This is a genomic window from Clostridia bacterium (assembly GCA_017394805.1).
Classification (GTDB): domain Bacteria; phylum Bacillota; class Clostridia; order Christensenellales; family CAG-1252; genus RUG14300.
In genome coordinates, this window is sequence record JAFPXC010000003.1 from 101,187 (window position 1) to 120,420 (window position 19,234).

Annotated in this window: 20 protein-coding genes; 9 read left to right on the top strand and 11 right to left on the bottom strand. The window is 56.8% G+C overall.

All coding sequences use genetic code 11. The annotated features are described in order from the left end of the window. Positions 1–30: 30 nt before the first annotated feature. The 9 genes from II896_00825 to II896_00865 form a co-directional block, all read right to left on the bottom strand. Positions 31–201 (bottom strand): 4Fe-4S binding protein, encoded by a 171-nt coding sequence (locus tag II896_00825; protein ID MBQ4443188.1) that lies wholly within the window; start codon positions 199–201, stop codon positions 31–33. An 83-nt stretch (positions 202–284) separates the two neighbouring features. Then, the gene (locus tag II896_00830; GenBank protein ID MBQ4443189.1) at positions 285–1,163 is read right to left on the bottom strand and encodes a stage 0 sporulation family protein; all 879 of its coding nucleotides are present in this window, start codon (positions 1,161–1,163) and stop codon (positions 285–287) included. Beyond that, positions 1,148–2,131, bottom strand: a complete 984-nt coding sequence (locus II896_00835) for a hypothetical protein (protein MBQ4443190.1) — start codon at positions 2,129–2,131, stop codon at positions 1,148–1,150. The genes II896_00830 and II896_00835 overlap by 16 nt, the downstream gene beginning before the upstream one ends. Next, positions 2,122–2,970, bottom strand: coding sequence for a hypothetical protein (locus II896_00840; protein MBQ4443191.1), 849 nt, complete (start codon positions 2,968–2,970; stop codon positions 2,122–2,124). Before II896_00840 ends, II896_00835 begins: the two co-directional genes overlap by 10 nt. A gap of 189 nt (positions 2,971–3,159) precedes the next feature. Then, positions 3,160–4,374 (bottom strand): DUF2130 domain-containing protein, encoded by a 1,215-nt coding sequence (locus tag II896_00845; protein ID MBQ4443192.1) that lies wholly within the window; start codon positions 4,372–4,374, stop codon positions 3,160–3,162. A gap of 392 nt (positions 4,375–4,766) precedes the next feature. Beyond that, a complete protein-coding gene (locus tag II896_00850; protein ID MBQ4443193.1) occupies positions 4,767–6,326 on the bottom strand; it encodes a serine protease in 1,560 nt (519 codons plus the stop codon). A 139-nt stretch (positions 6,327–6,465) separates the two neighbouring features. Further along, a complete protein-coding gene (locus tag II896_00855) occupies positions 6,466–8,376 on the bottom strand; it encodes an ABC transporter ATP-binding protein (GenBank protein MBQ4443194.1) in 1,911 nt (636 codons plus the stop codon). After that, positions 8,369–10,201, bottom strand: a complete 1,833-nt coding sequence (locus II896_00860) for an ABC transporter ATP-binding protein (protein ID MBQ4443195.1) — start codon at positions 10,199–10,201, stop codon at positions 8,369–8,371. Before II896_00860 ends, II896_00855 begins: the two co-directional genes overlap by 8 nt. A 59-nt stretch (positions 10,202–10,260) precedes the next feature. After that, positions 10,261–10,710 carry a MarR family transcriptional regulator gene (locus tag II896_00865; GenBank protein MBQ4443196.1) on the bottom strand — a complete coding sequence of 150 codons (450 nt, stop codon included), beginning with the start codon at positions 10,708–10,710 and terminating at the stop codon, positions 10,261–10,263. A gap of 182 nt (positions 10,711–10,892) precedes the next feature. On the opposite strand from II896_00865, the gene II896_00870 reads away from it, so the two are divergent. Next, positions 10,893–11,834 carry a hypothetical protein gene (locus II896_00870; GenBank protein ID MBQ4443197.1) on the top strand — a complete coding sequence of 314 codons (942 nt, stop codon included), beginning with the start codon at positions 10,893–10,895 and terminating at the stop codon, positions 11,832–11,834. A 1-nt stretch (position 11,835) separates the two neighbouring features. Here the strand turns inward: II896_00870 and II896_00875 are convergent, their stop codons facing one another. Then, a complete protein-coding gene (locus tag II896_00875; protein MBQ4443198.1) occupies positions 11,836–12,042 on the bottom strand; it encodes a hypothetical protein in 207 nt (68 codons plus the stop codon). Positions 12,043–12,171: 129 nt separating this feature from the next. On the opposite strand from II896_00875, the gene minD reads away from it, so the two are divergent. The 8 genes from minD (at position 12,172) to II896_00915 (ending at position 18,438) form a co-directional block, all read left to right on the top strand. Then, positions 12,172–12,948: a septum site-determining protein MinD gene (gene minD, locus II896_00880; protein MBQ4443199.1), complete on the top strand. Its 777-nt coding sequence runs from the start codon at positions 12,172–12,174 to the stop codon at positions 12,946–12,948. After that, positions 12,945–13,175, top strand: a complete 231-nt coding sequence (locus II896_00885; protein MBQ4443200.1) for a cell division topological specificity factor MinE — start codon at positions 12,945–12,947, stop codon at positions 13,173–13,175. Before minD ends, II896_00885 begins: the two co-directional genes overlap by 4 nt. Before the next feature lie 58 nt (positions 13,176–13,233). Next, positions 13,234–13,833, top strand: coding sequence for an NUDIX domain-containing protein (locus tag II896_00890; GenBank protein MBQ4443201.1), 600 nt, complete (start codon positions 13,234–13,236; stop codon positions 13,831–13,833). Positions 13,834–13,913: 80 nt separating this feature from the next. Then, a complete protein-coding gene (locus II896_00895; protein MBQ4443202.1) occupies positions 13,914–14,945 on the top strand; it encodes a DMT family transporter in 1,032 nt (343 codons plus the stop codon). A gap of 78 nt (positions 14,946–15,023) precedes the next feature. Next, positions 15,024–15,734: an MmcQ/YjbR family DNA-binding protein gene (locus tag II896_00900; GenBank protein ID MBQ4443203.1), complete on the top strand. Its 711-nt coding sequence runs from the start codon at positions 15,024–15,026 to the stop codon at positions 15,732–15,734. After that, positions 15,731–16,306, top strand: a complete 576-nt coding sequence (locus II896_00905; GenBank protein ID MBQ4443204.1) for a sugar O-acetyltransferase — start codon at positions 15,731–15,733, stop codon at positions 16,304–16,306. The genes II896_00900 and II896_00905 overlap by 4 nt, the downstream gene beginning before the upstream one ends. A gap of 129 nt (positions 16,307–16,435) precedes the next feature. Further along, on the top strand, positions 16,436–17,275 hold the full coding sequence (locus II896_00910) for a DUF3737 family protein (protein ID MBQ4443205.1): 840 nt from the start codon (positions 16,436–16,438) through the stop codon (positions 17,273–17,275). 2 nt (positions 17,276–17,277) lie between these two features. Next, on the top strand, positions 17,278–18,438 hold the full coding sequence (locus II896_00915) for a pyridoxal phosphate-dependent aminotransferase (GenBank protein MBQ4443206.1): 1,161 nt from the start codon (positions 17,278–17,280) through the stop codon (positions 18,436–18,438). A gap of 68 nt (positions 18,439–18,506) precedes the next feature. Here II896_00915 and II896_00920 read toward each other — a convergent pair whose 3' ends face one another. Beyond that, entirely contained in the window at positions 18,507–18,725 is a 219-nt protein-coding gene (locus II896_00920; protein MBQ4443207.1) for a hypothetical protein, read from the bottom strand. Between the last annotated feature and the right edge of the window lie 509 nt (positions 18,726–19,234).

The following is a 19,234-nucleotide window of genomic DNA, read 5'->3' on the forward strand; positions in this document are numbered from 1 at the left end:
GTCGAAGCCGTTTGGTGGATCAGCCGATTATTATTTCTCGCTGATGGCGCCGACGGGACAGCTTGCTTCGCAAGCGCCGCAATCGATGCACTCGTTGGGGTTGATTTCGTATTTGCCGTCGCCCTCGGCGATCGCTTCTACGGGGCAGTTCGCCGCGCAGCTGCCGCAACTGATACATTCATTGCTAATGATTCTTGCCATAATGATTCTCCTTTTGGTTTTGGTAATTCCATTATATCACGCCGTGTGCCAAGTTGCAAACGTTTTTCGCCAATCTTCTCATTTTATTCGTCGCCTTCGCCGTCGGGAATCTCGTCCGTATCGTCTTGGTCGTCTGTTTCGTCCACGCCCGCGCTTTCGTAGCCCTGCAACTGGTTGAGCGGATAGCGCTTGATCTCCATAATGTCGTCGTGCGCTATACGCACCAACACTTCTTTGCGGATCATGTCCAAACTGTCCACCACGCCTTCGCCGTCGGGGGTGGTGACGCGGCTCTTGACCTTGGGCATCTCCTTGGCCACTTCCATATAGTATTCGCTCTCGTACTTCAGACAGCACATCAACTTGCCGCACATACCGCTGATCTTGGTGGGCGACAAAGACAGCCCTTGCACTTTGGCCATCTTGATGGTGACCTTCTCGAAGTCGGTCAAAAAGGCGTGACAGCAGCAGGGCCGCCCGCAGGGAGCCAACGCGCCGCGCATTTTGATATCGTCGCGTTCAAACAACTGACACAGTTCGATACGCGCGTGCAAGGTCGCCGCCAAGTCCTTGACCAACTCGCGGAAGTCCACTCTGCCGTCCGCGGTGAAGTACAACAGCACTTTTTTGCCGTCGAAGGTGTACACGCAGTCCACGAATTTGAGTTTCAGCTTGTGCTTTTCCGCCTTTTGTTGGGCGATTTTCATCGCGTCCTCGCGCATGCCCGCCAAGCGCACGGCCTGCGCTTCGTCTTTGGCCGTGGCCAGACGCAGGACGGGTTTGAGCTCGTGCTTGACGGCCTCGTCTTCCACTTCGCGGTTGGCTATGACGACGTGGCCGTACTCCAAGCCGCGCGCGGTCTCGACTATGACGTTGTCGCCCACGCGGAATTCCACGCCGTTGGGATTGAAATAATAGACCTTTTTACCAGTCGGATATTTTACGCCTACGATTGTGCGCATTGATGTTTTACCTCCAGCATAGTGAGTAGCAGGTTGTCCGCCACGTTGACGGCGGTGCAGTAGGCCGCTACCCGCAGTTTCGATTCGTTGATGACGTCCAATATCATCGGCAAGGAGCGCACGGGATAGAGGGGCGCGATGCGACGATAGACGGGCAGTTTGTCGCGATATACGACGAATTCCTCGACGCCTTCTTTGACGAACATAACGTCTTTGATGGCCAACTCCAGCACGTCGAGGGTTTTGGCCAAGGAGTCCTTGGCGAAGATGGGGCGATAGAGATAGAAGGGCACTTCGGCCACGCGGTTGAGCCCCGCCAGCACGTCCACCACCTCGTCGACGAGGGCGAAGTAGTCCTCGTCCCGTCCCAACTCGCACGCCAAGGTCAGGTTGCCCATGGCGGCTTTGGCGAATACGGCGGACGTGGCTATGCCCTCCGCTTCCAATATCGCCACCGTTTGTTCCTCCGAAAAGGGGGTGAGCGTCAGCGTCTTCACGCGCGAAAGAATGGTGGGCAATACCCCTTTTTCGCGCTCGGCGGATAGCAAAAACAGCACGTTTGCGTTGGGTTCCTCGAGCGTTTTCAAGAGTATGTTCTGCACGCGCTCGGTTTGCAGGTGCATATTGCGCAACACGTAGATTTTCTTGCCGCCCTCCAACGATCCGAGCATAGCGTCCTCCACGATATCTTGCGCTTTTTCCGCTTTGATGGTCTCGCCCTCGGGATTCGGCTCGGACACGTCCACCTTGTTGCGGCCGAACACTTTGCGGCACTCGGCGCAGGACAGACATACGGTCGGGCAGTACGCGCGGGCACACATCAGTAGAAGCAGTTGCTCCAAGGCCAACTTATCTTCGCTGAGTACCAAGTAGGCGTGCGACATACGCGCGGCCTCGCGGTCGAAAATGCGCCATACGTCGCTGTCTTTCAGCGCTTTGAGCAACGTCGCGTTCGTCCTTACTTCCATTGTGCCACCACCGTGAAGTTTTGGTAACCCCACTGTATCATTTCGTACGAAAGGCGGGTGACTACCGTGCCCTCCAACGTGAGCCTGACGGTCTCGCCGTCTACGACGAAAGTTTTGGGCGTCGTCCACACTTTGACTATCCAGCAGTCGAATTGCCGCCCGTTGGCCGAGGCGGGCGCGAGCGTCAAGGTCTCGCCCACGCGGTCGTACGTGGCGGGATTGGGATTGGTCACGTCGGACGGGTTGACGTCTTCGCCGTAGTCGTAGTTGATCCCGTACGCGCGGGGTTTGGGCGCCGTAAAGGTGAGGTCGCGCCCCGCGTTGGTGGGAATGCGCACGCAATGAACGCCCAGTTCTACGCAATATAGCCCGTCGTAATAGCCTTCCTTGTGCACCGTGGGCAGTTCGGCGCCCCCTTCGCCGTATTCCGAATATTGATAGTCGTACACGTATTCACCCCGCACGTCGAAGCCGTCGAGCCCCTCGTAACGGACGGAATAATGCTTGCCTATCTCATAGAGGTAGAGCGTCATATCTCCCATGACGGGGCGGGTGGTATCGTAGGGCGTGATGAGGGTTTCGTCCGCGAACCAGGCGAGGTCGTCGTGCGTATCCATGGGCACCGCGCCCTCGGGGAAGGGCAGGGTAGGCGTGGAGCCGATCGCCACGGTGATAGGCTCGGGGGCCTCGAAGATATACAATTCGGGATCGACTACGAACGTAATAACCGCGTACGAAACCTCGGGCGTCACCACCTGCGCCTCGCCTTTTTTGTCGCGGCAGCCCACGAGGGCGACCACCAATATAATACAAATAACAGCGATTATCAGTTTCTTCATAGTATCACCAAACTATATTATATCATAAAATATGCGTTTTGCAAATACTTTTTTGTGCCAGACGTCCGAGGGCGCGGCGGAAAGATATGGAAAAGCGCACCTTTTCGTGTGCAAAGGTGCGCTTCGCGTGGGTGCTTGGCACGCAAAAGCGGGTAACGTATGCCGCTTTTGCGTGCCGTTATGGAAAACTCAGTCGTCTTTCTTCTTTTTGCTTTCCTTGTATTCTTCGTACAAAGTCGGGCTGTCTTTCAGCAATTTGCGCATGGTGATATCTTCCACTTTGCGGTCGGCGATGTTGTATTGGCGTTGGGATTTCAAAAGGGATTCTTTGAAATCCAGCATATCTTTGATCGCCTTGTCGATGTTGTCGATGGCTTTGGTGAAGTGGTCGTTGGCGATGCGGCAGTTGTTACTGAAATCCTGCTTGAACGCCATTAGCTGCGTTTCCAACGCCGTCACGTCCACGTTTTGGCGCTGTAGCTGGATCAGCTCGCGTTTTTGCGCGACGTTGGCTTGTGCCGCGTTGCGCAAGAGAGAGATGATGGAGATGAAGCATTGCGGGCGTACCACATACATTTTTTCGTAATTGTACACTTCCACGATGCCGGCGTTGTAGTAGTCGCTGTCTGCCTCCAACGTGCTCACCAAAACGGCGTATTCGGCGTGTTTGTTGCGGCGGTCTTTGTCCAATTTGGCGAAGAAGTCCTCGTTTTTGTGCTTGGTCTTGGTCTCGTCCCCCTCGTTCTTCATTTCGAAGATGATGGAGATATACTCCACGCCGTCGTCCGTGCGGTCTACGTAGAGGAAGTCGGCTTTGGTGCCGTCCACCACGTCGTTATCCTTCTCGAAATAGGCGTTGCGGAAGGCCGTGGTGCGCAGTTTGTTGAATTCGTTGAGGCAATATTGTTCGAGGGACTCGCCCAGCATTTTGGTGGACAGTTTGCTCTTGTAGTCCTTGTAAAACTCCACCTCGCGTTCTTTCTCGGCGAGCTTTTGCGCGTAGGCGTTTTCTTGCTCCCGCATTTGCTCTTTCAATGCGGCCGTCTCTTGCAAACGCGTCTGCTCCAATTCGCCGCGCACTTCGCCCACGGCTTTTTCCTTCTCGAGTTCGGCTATTTTTTCCGCTTGTTGCAGTTTGGTCGTCAATTCGTCTATTTGCCGTTGCAACGCCGCCTGTTCCTCGATGGCGGTTCGAGCGGTGTCGCTGACGGCTTGCGCGTTGTCCGCTTGCAACTTCTGGATTTGCATTTCGTGCTCTTTGGCGGCTACCTGCAATTTTTCCTGCGCTCGTTTCTCTACGCTCCGTTCGAATTCGGCGTTCCGTATTTGCGTGACGATGGCGTTGTAGGCGTTCTCGTCGAGGTCGATGACCGTTCCGCAGTTGGGGCATTTGATTTGATTCATATTATTTCCTCCTTTCGGTACTATATTTCGTATGGATATGCGCATAAACGGCAGTTTTGTATTTTTATCAATATAAAATGCATAAACGCGATTATGCCCGAATTTGGGCGATTTACCCTTATCTGCTTAGATGATAGCACGGTTTTTGCCCGTTGTAAAGGGTTTTTATGCAAAAAATTGCAAAAATCCAAAAATATTTTGCTTAACGCGCGCTATTTCCCCCAAGTCGATTTGTATAAAAATTCATTCTTATAAAAGAATTTATTATATATATTTTTACGGCAAAAACGATTGAGAGAAACGGTTTTGCCGCTACTATGGAAAATAGAAAATAAGCAAAAATAAAAGAGCGAATTGACCGCAGTCAATCCGCTCTTTTCGTCGTGCGGAGATCAACCGATCTTGTCTATCTCGGTCGTGCTGGTCACCGTGATGACGGTTTGCGCGGCCTCGCCGTTGCGCTCGTAGTCGATGGTGATGACGTCGCCTTCACGCGCCAACAGCATGCTGTCGATGAGGACGAAGGTACGCGTCACGTCCAACTCCACTCTGGTCTTGCCGCTCGCGGGGTCCACGATGGTGATTTTCTTGAGGAGGTCGCCCTTTTGCAATTTGCCGTAGGCGGCCGCCGTTTCGGCCACGTTTTCGGACACCGTGACAGTCTCCACGATGTGTACGCGTTTTGTCTCCGTGTCGTAGTAAGCGTAACTGTCCGTCAAAGACACCGTGACGCCCAATAGGCACTTAGTTGCGGCGTATTGTCCCACTTTGCCCGCCGCCTCGAAGCGCTCGATGAGGCCGTCGGCCGTGTAGACGGCGATATTGACGGGTATGGCGTAGGCGATATTCTCGGCCGTGCTGCTGTTCATCTTGGCGTGTACGATGCCGATGAGTCGGCCGTACGAATCGAACAAACCGCCGCCCGAGTTGCCGCCGTTGATGGAGGTGTCGATACGAATGACGCGGAAGTTGACGTAGGTGCTACCGTCCGCGGCGAGCATACGATTGTTTTCGCTGTCCACCGAGATGACGCCGCTCGTCACCGAGATGCCGCCCGCTTCGGGGTTGCCGATGACGATGGCCGCTTGGCCGATGGAGAGTTCGGTGCTGTCGCCCACCGTCGCCGCCTTGGCGTCGCTTTCTTTGAGGATATCGCTATTCTCCACGTACAATACGGCGACGTCCAACTTCATACTGCCGCCCACGTACTTGGCGGGGATGCGGTAGCGGAAGGTGCTCTTGCCCGACTCGTCCGTATCCAGCACGCGCTCTTGGCCGTACAAGAGGACGTAAATATCGTCGCTTATGGTGGTCTTGGCGCTTGCGTTGAACACTACGTGGTAGTTGGTGATGATATAGGCGCTACCCGTTTCTTTGTCCAACTTGTATATGACGCCCGCGCCCGCCGAGGTAGCGGTCTCGCTCGTCTCCCGGTAGCCGCTCCAGGGGTTACCCGTATAGCTGACCACCTCGAAATTGCTATACACGCTCACGCAGCTGAATACGGCGTCCGCGACCATAGTTTCGGTGGACACGGTCTCGTAGGTCTGGGTGAAGTATTCTTGCAAAAACTCGATGAAAGAGCCGGTGTACTCGGTGCCGTTCTCGGCCAGATACTCGGCTTTGTAGGCCTCGTAGACGTCGTTGATGGTGTAGGACGCGTCTTTGCCGTCCTTTCCGTCCTTGCCTTTTTCGCCGTTGAGAGAGGCGAGCCATTGCTCTTCGGTGCCCACGTAGCCGTTCTTGACGGCCAACTCGTAGGCGGATTCACCTTGTTTGAGGGACTCCAACCATTGCGCCTCGGTGCCCACGTAGCCGTTCTTGACGGCCAACTCGTAGGCGCTCAAGCCGTTGCTTGCGGTGGCGGAGACGTTCTCACAGCCCACGAACGCGACGACGAGGGCAATCAACAGGATGCTTGCAATCGTTGCTGTCAATATGCGTTTTTTCATCATATCACTCCTTTATTGTCTGCAAACGGCCGCGCCTCATACGCCGCCCGTTGCCTTTGATGACACTATCTTACCGTCCCAACCTAAAAATAACCTTAAAAAAGGAGGGAAAAAGCAAAGTTTGTGCGACTTTGCGCGGCTATTCCAGCTCGAATGCGCCCGTGTACAGTTGATAGTAGGTGCCTTTGAGAGCAATCAATTCTCGGTGAGAGCCGCGCTCGATCACGCGCCCGTGGTCCAACACCATGATGGTATCGGCGTTTTGCACGGTCGAAAGGCGGTGCGCGATAATGAACACGGTGCGCCCGTGCATCAGTTGGTCGGTGCCGCGTTGTACCTGCAGTTCGGTACGCGTGTCGATGCTGCTGGTGGCCTCGTCCATGATCATCACGGGCGTATCGGCGATGGCGGCTCGGGCGATGGACAAGAGCTGCCGCTGTCCTTGGCTGAGGTTGGCGCCGTCCGCCTCGAGCATCGTGTCGTAGCCTTGGGGCAACCGCGTGATGAAGTCGTGCGCGTTGGCCAATTTGGCGGCCGCGTACACTTCTTCGTCCGTGGCGTCAAGTCGTCCGTAGCGGATATTGTCCATCACCGTCCCCGTGAAGAGGTTGGTGTCCTGCAAGACCACGCCCAGCGACCTGCGCAAGTCGTCTTTCTTTATCTTGTTGATATTGATGCCGTCGTAGCGTATCTTGCCGTCGGCGATGTCGTAGAAGCGGGTGATGAGGTTGGTGATGGTAGTCTTGCCCGCGCCCGTCGCGCCTACAAAAGCGTACTTCTCGCCGGGGTGCGCGTGCAGGCTGACGTCGTGCAATACCATCTTTTCGGGCACGTAGCCGAAGTCCACGTCGTGCATTTCGATATCGCCACGGAGCAGTTGATAGGTCACGGTGCCCTCGGCCTTATGCGGATGCCGCCACGCCCACAGGTCGGTGCGCTCCTCGGTGGGCACGAGGTTGCCCGCTTCGTCGTACTTGGCGTTGACCAAGGTGACGTAGCCCTCGTCCCGTTCCACTTCCTCGTCCATCAAAGCGAACGCGCGCGACGCGCCCGCCATACCCATGGCGATGGAGTTGAGTTGCTGGGACACGTTGCCGATGGTCTGCGAGAAACTGCGGCATTGTTGCAGGAACATGGCGATCACGCTGACATCCATCGCATAGCCCAAGATGGACGCGTTGCGGAACTTGTCGCCCGCCAAGACGAAGGACGCCCCGCATATCGCCAATATGACGTAGAGGATATTGCCCATATTGCCCATGATGGGCATCAGCGTGTTGGCGTAGCGGTGAGCGGCGCGCGCGTTGAAGAACCAGTCCTCGTTGACGCGGTCGAAGCCCTCGTTGGCTTGCCGTTCGTGCGTAAAGACCTGAATGACCTTTTGGCCGTTCATCATCTCCTCGATATAGCCGTCCAAACGTCCCATCGCGATCTGTTGCTCGCGGAAGTATTTGGCGGCGCCCAAGCCCAAGCGCGACGCCACGAAGAACATGACGACGGCCACGCCCAGCACGATGAGTAACATATAGACGCTGTAGAGCGCCATCACCACGATGACCGTGACGATGGTGACGGCGGCGCTGATGGCCATGGGGATACTCTGCGACACCATCTGCCGTATGGCGTCGATGTCGTTGGTGTAGATGCTCATGATGTCGCCCGATTGATGCGCGTCGAAGAAGCGGATGGGCAGGCGTTGCATCTTGGCGAACATACTCTTTCTGAGGTCGTTCAAGAGGCCTTGGGTGATGGTGGCCATCAATTCCTCGCGGCACAAAGCGGCCAGCACGCCCACGGCGAAGATGGCGCCCATGATGCCGCACAACACGTAGACCGAGTGCAATTCGGCCACGTCGGTCATACCCTCCATGGCGTAGATGACCTTTTGCATCATAATGCCGATAGCGCCCGCCGCGATGGCCGCCTGGACCAGAATGCTCACGAGCACCAATATCATGCGCCCCTTGTAGCGCGCCCACATAAAGGCGAACAGCCGTTTGAATGCGCCTTTGGTGAATACGGGTTGTTTTTTCGCGGGTTTCTTAGGCATTGTCTTCACCTCCTTCGCGGTTTTGCGAGAAGTAGACTTCGCGGTATATCTCGTTGGAGGCGAGCAGTTCTTCGTGCTTGCCCACGGCGTCTATCTTGCCGTTGTCCATCACCACGATGATATCGGCGTCCTGCACCGAGGCGATACGCTGTGCGATGATGATTTTGGTCACGTCGGGGATATAGTCGCGGAATCCTTGGCGGATAAGGCTGTCCGTCTTGGTGTCCACCGCCGAGGTGGAGTCGTCCAATATGAGTATCTTGGGGTCTTTGAGTAGCGCCCTCGCGATACACAAGCGCTGGCGCTGACCGCCCGACACGTTGGTGCCGCCTTGGGCGATGCGCGTATTATAGCCGTCGGGAAAACTCTCCACGAAAGCGTCGGCTTGTGCCAAGCGGCAGGCCTCGCGCAGTTGTTCGTCCGTGGCGTCTTCGTTGCCCCACCGCAGGTTTTCGGCGATGGTGCCCGAGAAGAGCACGTTCTTTTGCAATACCATGGCCACCTTGTTGCGCAAGACGTCGAGTTCGTATTTCCGCACGTCCACGCCGCCCACTTTCACCGCGCCTTGGCTTACGTCGTACAGGCGGGGAATGAGTTGTACCAAGGTGGATTTGGCGCTGCCCGTGCCGCCCAAAACGCCCACTATCGCGCCCGACGGCACGTGCAGATCCACGTGGCTCAACGCGTCCCTTTCGGCGGTCGCGGAGTAGCGGAAACTCACGTCGTCGAAATCGACCGAGCCGTCTTTGACCTCGCGGACGGGGTTTTCGGGCGATACGATGGTGGGTTGCTCGTTGAGCACTTCCACCACGCGGTCGGCGCTCGCCGTGGAGATGGCGATGATCATCACGCACATACCGATCATGATGAAACTCATCAATATCTGCATCACGTAGTTGATCATACTCATCAAACCACCCGTGGTCAGCGTGCCCGTGGTGATGATACCCGCGTTGGTCTTCACGACCACGGTCGCGCCGATGATAGCTATCATCAACATACACACGTAGATGGCCGCCATCATGATGGGGCCGTTCAACGCGATGATCTTTTCGGCTTTGGTGAAGTCGCGGCAGATATCGTCCGATGCCGTCGTGAATTTTTGCGTTTCGTAGTCCTCACGGACGTAGGCTTTCACCACTCTCGCGGCGTGCACGTTTTCTTGCACGGTCTCGTTGAGGCGGTCGTATTTTTTGAACACGCGTTGGAACAGTTTGTGCACCGTCTTCAGCAGGAAGTAGGCGGACACGGTCAGCACGGGCACCACCACGGCGAACACCCACGCCACGCGGGGCGAAGTGATAAAGGCCATCGTCATGGAGAAGACGAGCATCAAGGGACACCGTATGGCCATACGAATGATCATCATATAGCTCATCTCCACGTTGGTGACGTCGGTGGTCAACCGCGTGACCAAAGACGAGGTGGAAAACTTGTCGATATTGGCGAAGGAGAAGCGTTGCACCGCGCCGAACAGGTCGTGACGAAGGTTCTTTGCGTAGCCTTCCGCGGCCGAAGCGCAAAACCAACCCGAACCCATACCGCACAGCAGGCTCAATATTGCCATCGCCACCAAAATAGCGGCGTAGCACAGTACGCCCTCGATGGTCATGGCCTCGCCGTGCATGGTCGACGTGGCCAGATGGGGGAAGAAGTAGAACAAGCGCGTGACCTCGGTCTTGGGCGGGTTGATATAGTCTATCATCTCGGCCATGGCAAAGGGCAACAGACACTCGAGGATAACCTCGATAGCCACCAATACGGGAGTGAGAATGCTGTCGCGCTTGTAGTTGCGGATGCTTTTTGCCAGTGTTTTGATTACCATAGTTTACTCCGAAAATTCGATTGTCTATTCCTTATATATAATACGCGCTATGCGCGAGGCTATTTGTCTTCGTCCTCGCCGCCCAGATTGCGTTGAATGGCGTTGAGTACGTTGTAGAATACTTCGAGGTCTTTTTCGTCCACGCCCTCGACGGCCTGCGCGGCTATTCGTTCGAACGCGGATACGGTGTCACGGTGCAAGGCTTCGCCTTTTTCGGTCATGACGATGCGTTTGAGTCTGGCGTCTTCTTTGACCGAGTGGCGTTCCACGAGGCCGTTCTTTTCCATCAGCGTCAACACGTTGGAGGCGGACGAGCGGCGTATGCCGAAGTGCTGTTCGATATCCTTTTGGTATACGGGCGCGTCTTGGTGCTTGGCGAGGTAGCCCAATATATAGCCGTGCGTACCCGTCAACTGCTTTTCGTTGCGAATCTCCTTGGTGCGGTCGCCCGCGCGTTTGATCAAGAGGTCGGCTATATGTATTTCCAAACCCAATTTGCGACTGTTCATATCCTCTCCTTGTATTTGTTAGAAACCTAACAATCCAATTATAGGGATTTTTCCCCCCGTTGTCAACCGTCTGCAAGGCGATTTTGCAACGTTTTGAGGGGTTGCCAAAGGAGTGGCGCGTATGGTACAATGGAAAATGGCGAGTGGCAAACGCATTCGCCAATCAAATCACGAGGTGCGTTATGAATGATTTTAAAGCCAGGCCCAAGGGCAATTTCGCCGTACTCATCATCGTATGGCTGATTTTGGCGGGTGCCGTCGCGGCGGTGACGGCGATATGCCTTACGCAGGAAGGCTCCGTGCTCAATTATATCGTTATCCTCATGCCCCCCGTTTTCTTCGTCGTGCCCGCGTGCATGACCACCTATTCCACGGCGGTGTCGCTGGTTGAGGTACGGGGCGGCACGGTGCGTTGCGTGTACGTCGCGGGGATGAAGAAGGTGGTGTTGGAGATTTCGCTTGCGGACGTGGAGGCAGTATGGGGCTACCGCCGCACGGTGGCGCAGGGCAATCGGCTCCAAATCACCACGGGCTGTGCCTTCCGCAGGCACGACGGCTATCGGCTTTTTCTCGATATGGCCATGTACACCGTCAAGCAGCGCGACGACCTGTTGGACGCCGTGTGCGTCGCGTGCGAGGGTGTCGAGCGGTTGAGCGAAGTGCCCGACAAGGGGCGCGTGTACCGCGTCAATCCCATCGTGGAGTGGGAAGCGCCCGAGGGTGCGGAGGGGAGCGAACGGTCGGCTACGCGGAACGACGCGTCCGCCGAGGGCGTCACCGTCACCAAAGAGGGTGACGCGATCACGCTCACCCAAGAGGGCGAATCGGTTACCGTCGTCAAAGAGGGCGATACCGTCCGCATAACGCAAAGTGCCGCCGAAACGCCGAACGGCGAAGCGGCCACCGCGCCCGCCGCGACCAATCCCGCCGTACTCTATCACTATCGCGTGTACGAAAAAGAAGAGGGTACGCGGTGCAGTCTATGCGGCGCGCGCATCGCTTCGGCCACCGCGCCCGGCGACCACCAAACGGCGGGCTATCAATCGCACAACGGGCGCAAGTGGATTTGTCGGGATTGCTGGGATCGCTTCGCCGCCGACTACCATTGGGTGGCCGTGGACTGATTCAACCCGCCAGGTTGCGGAAAAAATCGAGGACGGGCGCGAGCACTCCGAAGTAGCGCAATCCCGTCAGGATATATGCGGCAAGAGCAAGGCAGCAGGACGACAATACGCCGAGGTCGAGCGCCTTGCTTTTTCGTTTGTTGCGGACCACGACCCCACGGACGGGTTGGCAGGATACGTGCGTTTCGGGTAAAGAATAGTCGTGCATAGGCACCTCCGCCGTATTATGTGACAGCACGCAAAACGGTATGACGTATATGGCTTTTTCGTGCCTTTTTCGGCAAATTTCGTAGCAATTCGTGCGTGCGTCGGGCGCGAAATACCGTATGATGGGGATATGGGTAGGATTATCGTCGTTACATCGGGAAAGGGGGGCGTCGGCAAGACCACGGTCACCGCGTCTTTGTCCGTCGCCTTGGCCTCTTTGGGCAAGCGCGTCGTGGCGATAGACGCGGACGTCAGCCTCAACAATCTCGATTTGGCGTTGGGGCTGGAGGGGGCGATCGCCTACGACCTCTACGACGTGGTCAGCGGTAATTGCCGCGTCAGGCAGGCGTTGGTGCGCTATCCCCCTTGCGAAAACCTGCAACTCTTGCCCTCGGTGCACCCCTTGGGCAACGTGGACGCGCAGGCCTTTCGCGAGCTTGCGGTCACCTTGTCCGAAAGCAACGACTTCGTCCTCGTGGATTGCCCCGCCGGCGTGGACGACGGGTTTGCGCGGGCCGCCCGTGCCGCCAACGAGGCCTTGGTCGTCACCACGCCGCACACTTCGGCTCTGCGCGACGCCGACAAAGTGCTGGGCATATTGGACGGATTCAACCTGTCGCGCTGCGGCTTGGTGCTCAATCGTCTGCGGGGGGATATGATCGTGGAGGGCAGTATGCTATCGCCCAAGCAAATCGCCTCGTTGCTCCACGTGCGGTTGGTGGGTTGCATTCCCGAGGACGACAACGTGCTCTTTATGTGCGGCACCACGCCCAGAGAGTGCGAACACCACGTTGCCGTCGCCATGCTCGCCAAGGTGCTCCTGGGGGCGGATAGAGGGGTGTACGATGTCACCGCGCCCTATCGCGGGGCGCTCGGCAAATTGCGGAGGATCATCAAGAAAGTATGAAGAACGATTTGGCCGCCAAAGAACAAGCGCGCCTTGCCCGCGTGCTCGTCAAAGACAGAATGGGCACGTCCGAGGACACTATCGCCATGCTTCGCAGCGATTTGGCGCGGCTGCTCGAGGATTACTTCGATTTGGACCGCGACAGTCTCAAAGTCGCGCTGGACGCCAAAGAAGACGGCTGCTATATTTTGCGCGTCGCGGCAAAAGCCGTGCGAATCAAGACGTAACGGTTGACAGCGGCCGCTCGGCTTGGTACAATTTAGTAAAAGACAAAAGAGGTGTACGATGGAACAGGTCATGGTCGTAGATGCGGATATCGTTTTGAAGAATTTCGGCGAGGATAGCAAGACGCTCCTCGTGTCCGACGAGCGGCACTTTATCGACGTGGTGCAGACGCATTGCACGTTTTTGGGGCGGGACGTGGCCGAGACCGATCCGTCGTACAAACAAATCATCTCCTATTGCGTCATTGCCTCGGGCGACGAGGTGTTTATGACGCGCCGCACCAAGAAGCAGTCGGAGGCCCGATTGCACGATCGTATGTCTATCGGCATCGGCGGTCACGTCGCCTCGGTAGACGAGGGCGAGGACTTGGTCTTGCGCGGTCTTCGGCGCGAACTCGAAGAGGAGGTCTATATTCGCGGCGACTACACCATGCGCTATCTCGGTGTCATCAACGACAACAGCACCGAGGTCGGCAAGGTGCACGCGGGTATATGCTATTTGGTCGAAGTGCGCGAGGGGGATTGCGAAGTGCGCGAGAAAGAGAAGATGGTCGGTCAATGGGTGCCGTTCGAGGGGCTTCGGGCGTACTACGCGTATTTCGAGGAGTGGAGCAAAATCGTCTTCGACACGCTGGTTGCGCACCCCGACCTTCGCGCGTAGTTTTTTCGTTTTCGATTCGTTATTTTCCAAAAGGTATAGACAAAAGAGGTTGCCCGTGGCATAATGTGATGGGTAGAGGTATGAAATTGACGGCAAGAGGGAAAAGTGTGTTGGGAATGGTTTTGCTCCTTATCACCACCATGCTGTGGGGTACGGCTTTTGCCATACTCAAAGAGACCATCAGCGCCTTGCCCACCTTCTTTATCCTCACCATTCGTTTTTTGCCGTCCGGCCTCATCGTCGGATTGGTGTTCGTCAAGCGATTCAAAGGTATCTCCCGCCGCACGTTGGCGCACGGCTTGGTGCTGGGCGTCGTGCTGTTCTTTGCCTATGGCACGCAGACCTTCGGCTTGCGCTACACCACCCCTGCCCGCAACGCGTTCATCACGGTGGCCTATTGCATTATGACGCCTTTTATGGCGTGGATGATGTACAAGCGCCGCCCCAAGTCCTACAATATCGTCAGCGCCGTGGTGTGCTTGGTCGGGTTGGCCTTCATCAGCCTCATCGGGCAGGCCGACGACGGCGGGTTGCACCTTTTGGGCGACGGGCTTACCTTGGTGGCGGCCGTCTTCTTCGCGTTGCAGTTGGTGTTTATCGAGCAGGACAGCGAGCGGGGCGACGATCCCTTCGTATTGCTGTTCTTCGAGTTGACGTCTGCGGGGGTTTTGTTCGGCGTGGTCACCTTGTGCTACGAGTTGCCCACCATGGGCGCGGCGGCCTTCGTCGTTCCTGCCGATTGCTGGTGGCGCTTGGTCTACCTTATGTTGGGGTGCTCGTTGGTGGCGCAGTTGTTCCAGATGCTGGGACAGCAGTACACTACGTCGAGTCAGGCGTCCATTATTCTCAGTTTCGAGTCGGTCTTCGCGGCCGTGTTCAGCGTGATTTTGGGGATGGAAAATCTCACGGCGTATCTCATCGTGGGGTTCGTTCTGGTGTTTTTGGCAGGGCTTATCAGCGAGTTGCACTTGGATCCCGTTGCCCTTTGCCGCCGCCTGTTCGGCCGCGCGAAGGTGCAGCCGTCGCCCATAGAGGACGGCGGATCCGCCGCCGAGCCTGCCGAACCCGTGCCCGTGCCCACCGAACCGCCTCGGGACGACGGCGCGGATTGACCCGTCCCTTCGGGCGCGCCGTTTTTGCGTGCATTCGACCACGAGGGCGCACGTTCGCGTGCGTATGTATGGTGTAATATGGATATCGTCAAGGAAGTATTCGATCGCAGAACGCTACGGACGGACAAGCTCGTAGCGTACGGATTTACCCCCTACGTAGGGGGCTATTCGTATACCACGACCATTTTGGACGGTCAGTTTCGGGTAGAGGTTGCAGTGTCCGAGCGCTTGGTACCGTCGGCGCGGGTAGTGGACGCGTTCACCGAGGAAGAGTACGCCCCCGTCAACGTGGAGATGTCCACGGGTGCCTTTGTCGGCTCGGTGCGCGCAGCCTATCGCGCGGCGCTCACGGCCATTGCCGAGGCGTGTTCGGTGTGGGAGTATTTTTCTTCGGGTCAGGCTAATCGCCTGGCCGAAGCCGTGTACGCACGCTACGGCGAGCGTCCCGATTTCCCCTTTGCCACCGCGCCCACCTACGGCGTGTTTCGCTATCCCGTCAATCGCAAGTGGTACGGTATCGTGATGGACGTGCGGCGTTGCCTCGTGACGAAGGAAAGTACCTCTTGCGGCGAGGAAAGCCCCACGGTGGACGTGCTCAATCTCAAAATAGACCCGTCCCGTCGTGCGGAACTCTTGGCGACGGCGGGGTTTTATATCTGTTATCACATGAACAAAGAGGGTTGGATAAGCGTCGTGCTCGACGATACGGTCGCGGACGAAGAAATCCTTGCCCTACTGAACGACAGCCGCAACTTCGTGTTGCCCAAAAAGAAAAGAGGTGCCCAATGAAGCGCGACGCACGATTTGACGAGATCCTGTTCGGCGGAGAATACTACGATTGCGCCGACCCCCGCCTTATGCGGTATCAATTACGCTGTATCGAGCAAATGAACGCGTTTAATCGCACCCGCGCCACGCCTTGCGGGATGAAAAAACGCGCCAAAATTATGCGCACTATGTTCGGCGCGGTGGGCGAGAAGCCCTACGTTGAGCCGCCCGTGCACGCCAATTTCGGGGGCAAAAACGTCTTCATCGGGGACAATTTCTACGCCAATTTCAACCTCACGTTGGTCGACGACGGCAGGATAACCATCGGCAACAACGTCCTCATAGGCCCCAACGTCACCATCGCCACGCCCTTGCACCCGATGGACGTCGCGGGCCGCAATTCCAAGGCCAATCAGCGCAATTTGCCCGTCACCATCTGCGACAACGTGTGGATCGCGTCGTCCGCCACCATTTTGCCCGGGGTGACCGTGGGCGAGGGCGCGGTCGTCGCCGCGGGCGCGGTGGTCACCAAGGACGTGCCGCCCCGCGTGCTGGTCGCGGGCGTTCCCGCCCGCGTCGTGCGGGAATTATAGCTTGCGGCTATCGCGCGAGCCGATTTGCGCTCCCTCTTGCGAAATTTTCGTAGCCGCTTGAAAAAAGCCGCGGCGATATGGTATAGTAATGGCAAGTTTATCCCGCCATGCGGCGGAAAGGATACCAGCATGAAAAAGTTGTCAAACGAGCGTTATACGGGCGAACGCGCCCTGTTCTTCGGCGAGGATTTGGAGATAGAGAACTGTCTGTTCGAGGACGGGGAATCTCCCCTCAAAGAGAGCAAGCACATTCGGCTCACGGGGTGTACTTTCGCTTGGAAATACCCCTTGTGGTACTCTCGGGATATCGCGGTCAATGCGTGCACGTGGCGCGAAACCGCACGGTCGGGCGTTTGGTACACCGACGAAATCACGGTCGAGGATAGCCTTATTGACGCGCCCAAGACTTTCCGCAGGGCTTCGGGCGTCACCTTGCGCCGCGTGCGTATGCCGCACGCCGCCGAGACCATGTGGCATTGCCGCGACGTCGTTTTGGAAGACGTGGAGGCCGCGGGGGACTACTTCGGTATGGACTGCGACAACGTGCGGGCCGAGCGTTTCCGTCTGGACGGCAATTATTGCTTTGACGGCGCTCGTAACGTGCGCGTCAAGGACGCCTACCTCAACAGCAAGGACAGTTTTTGGAACACCACGGACGTGGTGGTGGAAGATAGCGTCATCATCGGGGAGTATCTCGGGTGGAATTCCACCAACCTCACCCTGATCAACTGCACGGTCGAGAGTTTGCAGGGTATGTGCTACATCAACAACTTGCGGCTGGTCAACTGCACGTTGCGCAACACCACGTTGGCTTTCGAGTACTGTTCGGTGGACGCGGACGTGGTGGGCACGGTGGACAGCGTCTTGAATCCTACCTCGGGCGTCATTCGCGCGGGGCGCATCGGCGAGTTGATCATAGAGCCCAATCGCGTGGATCCTTCGCGCACCACCGTCATTATCAAGGAGTAAGTATGTACGATTTCGACGCACCCGTCAACCGCGTGAATACCGACTGTCTCAAATGGGACTATTCTCCCTGCCGCTATCCTCTTTGGGTGGCGGATATGGATTTTCCTTGTGCGCCGCCCGTGCAAGAGGCCTTGCAGGCCAAGCTCAATACTCGCGTATTCGGCTATCAAATCGTGCCCGACGCTTTCGGCGAGGCGGTCGCCGATTGGTGGCGCGTTCGTCACGGTTGGGCGGTGGACCCTCGGTGGGTCATCTTTTGCACGGGTGTCGTGCCCGCCGTCACCACCCTCGTCAAGTGCCTCACCCGCGAGGGGGACAACGTGGTTGCTTTGACGCCCGTCTACGACATTTTCTTCCACAGCATCGAAAACACGGGGCGGCATACGCTCGAAGCGCCGCTTGCCTACGACGGGGCGTATCGCATCGATTGGGAAGTGCTCGAAAAGTGTCTCGCACACCCCAAAACGACCTTGTTCATCTTGTGCAATCCGCACAACCCCACGGGGCAGGTTTGGACGGAAAAAGACCTGACGTATATAGGCAATTTGTGCCAAAAGTACGGCGTGCGGGTGCTTTCCGACGAGATACATTGCGACCTTACGCTGCCCGACGTCAACTACGTGCCCTACGGCGCGACGCCCTACGGCAAAGAGGCGGTCGTGTGCGTGTCCGCCAGCAAGGCTTTCAACTTGGCGGGGCTTCAAGGCGCCGCCGTCGTCGTGGCGGACGAAGGCTTGCGGCAAGAGGTGGAGCGCGCCCTGAACGCCAACGAAGTGGCCGAGCCCAACGTTTTGGCGGTGGCCGGCACCGTGGCGGCGTTCCGCTTCGGCGCTCCGTGGTTGGACGAATTGCGCGTCTACCTCTACGACAATCGCCGCTTGGTCGAGGACTATTTCGCCGAGCGTTTGCCTTTGGCCAAAGTCGTTCGCCAACGGGCCACCTATCTTATGTGGATAGATATGTCCGCCTACCTTGCGGACGCCGCGCCAATGTGCGCCTTCGTCAAGCGCGCGTACGGCGTGTGGGTGACGGCGGGCGCGCAGTACCGCGGCAACGGCGCCGCGTTCGTGCGCGTCAATATCGCTTGCCCGCGCAGTACGCTATCCGAGGGGATCCGCCTTTTCGTCGAGGGCGCGCAGGCGTATTTTGCAACGGATAGATAACTTGCGCGATTTGCAAAAAAAGAGGTACCGAGAAACGCGTCTCGGTACCTCTTTTCGTTGTGTGACGATTACGCCAAGAAGGTGACTTCGTTCTTGACGATGATGGTGATGAGGTCTACCAGCCAGAACAAGGGGAAGATAAAGAAGTTGAGAATAGCGCCGATGATCTTGCCGCGTTGGATACGGGTGATAAGACCGCAGATAAGACTGGTGATGGGGATAATCGCCAAAATGATGCTGACGATGTGGCTCATGCCGAAATAACCTTTTTTAGAACTTTTTGCCATAATAGAACCCTCCGTGGTTGTTATAGTGTCATTATACAACCATACGAACGCCCATTCTTACGAATGGTATCTATACTATGTATAGATTGGTCGCTGCGCTCCCTGCGTTCGGTTGCAATGCGGCGCATCGTCCAGCCTCGCCCCATTGTTCGCCGCGAAGTAGAGTTGCGCCTAACGTGAATAGCACGTCATCCTGAGCCGAAGCAATAGGCTTCGTGTCGAAGGATCCCCTAAGTAGAGGTACAAAAACTTCTTCGCGGCTTCACCTTTTGGTCGGGCTGTCCTCTCCGTGTCACGTCTCGCTACGCTGTACGCGCCACGGGTTTGGCTTGCGCCAAATGGTATTATTTTCGTCGTGCTTGCACGCTTGCTTCTATTATACAACCATACGAACGCCCATTCTTACGAATGGTATCTATACTATGTATAGATTGGTCGCTGCGCTCCCTGCGTTCGGTTGCAATGCGGCGCAAGCGTTATGCAAATACTTCGCTTCGCTCGTGCTTGCA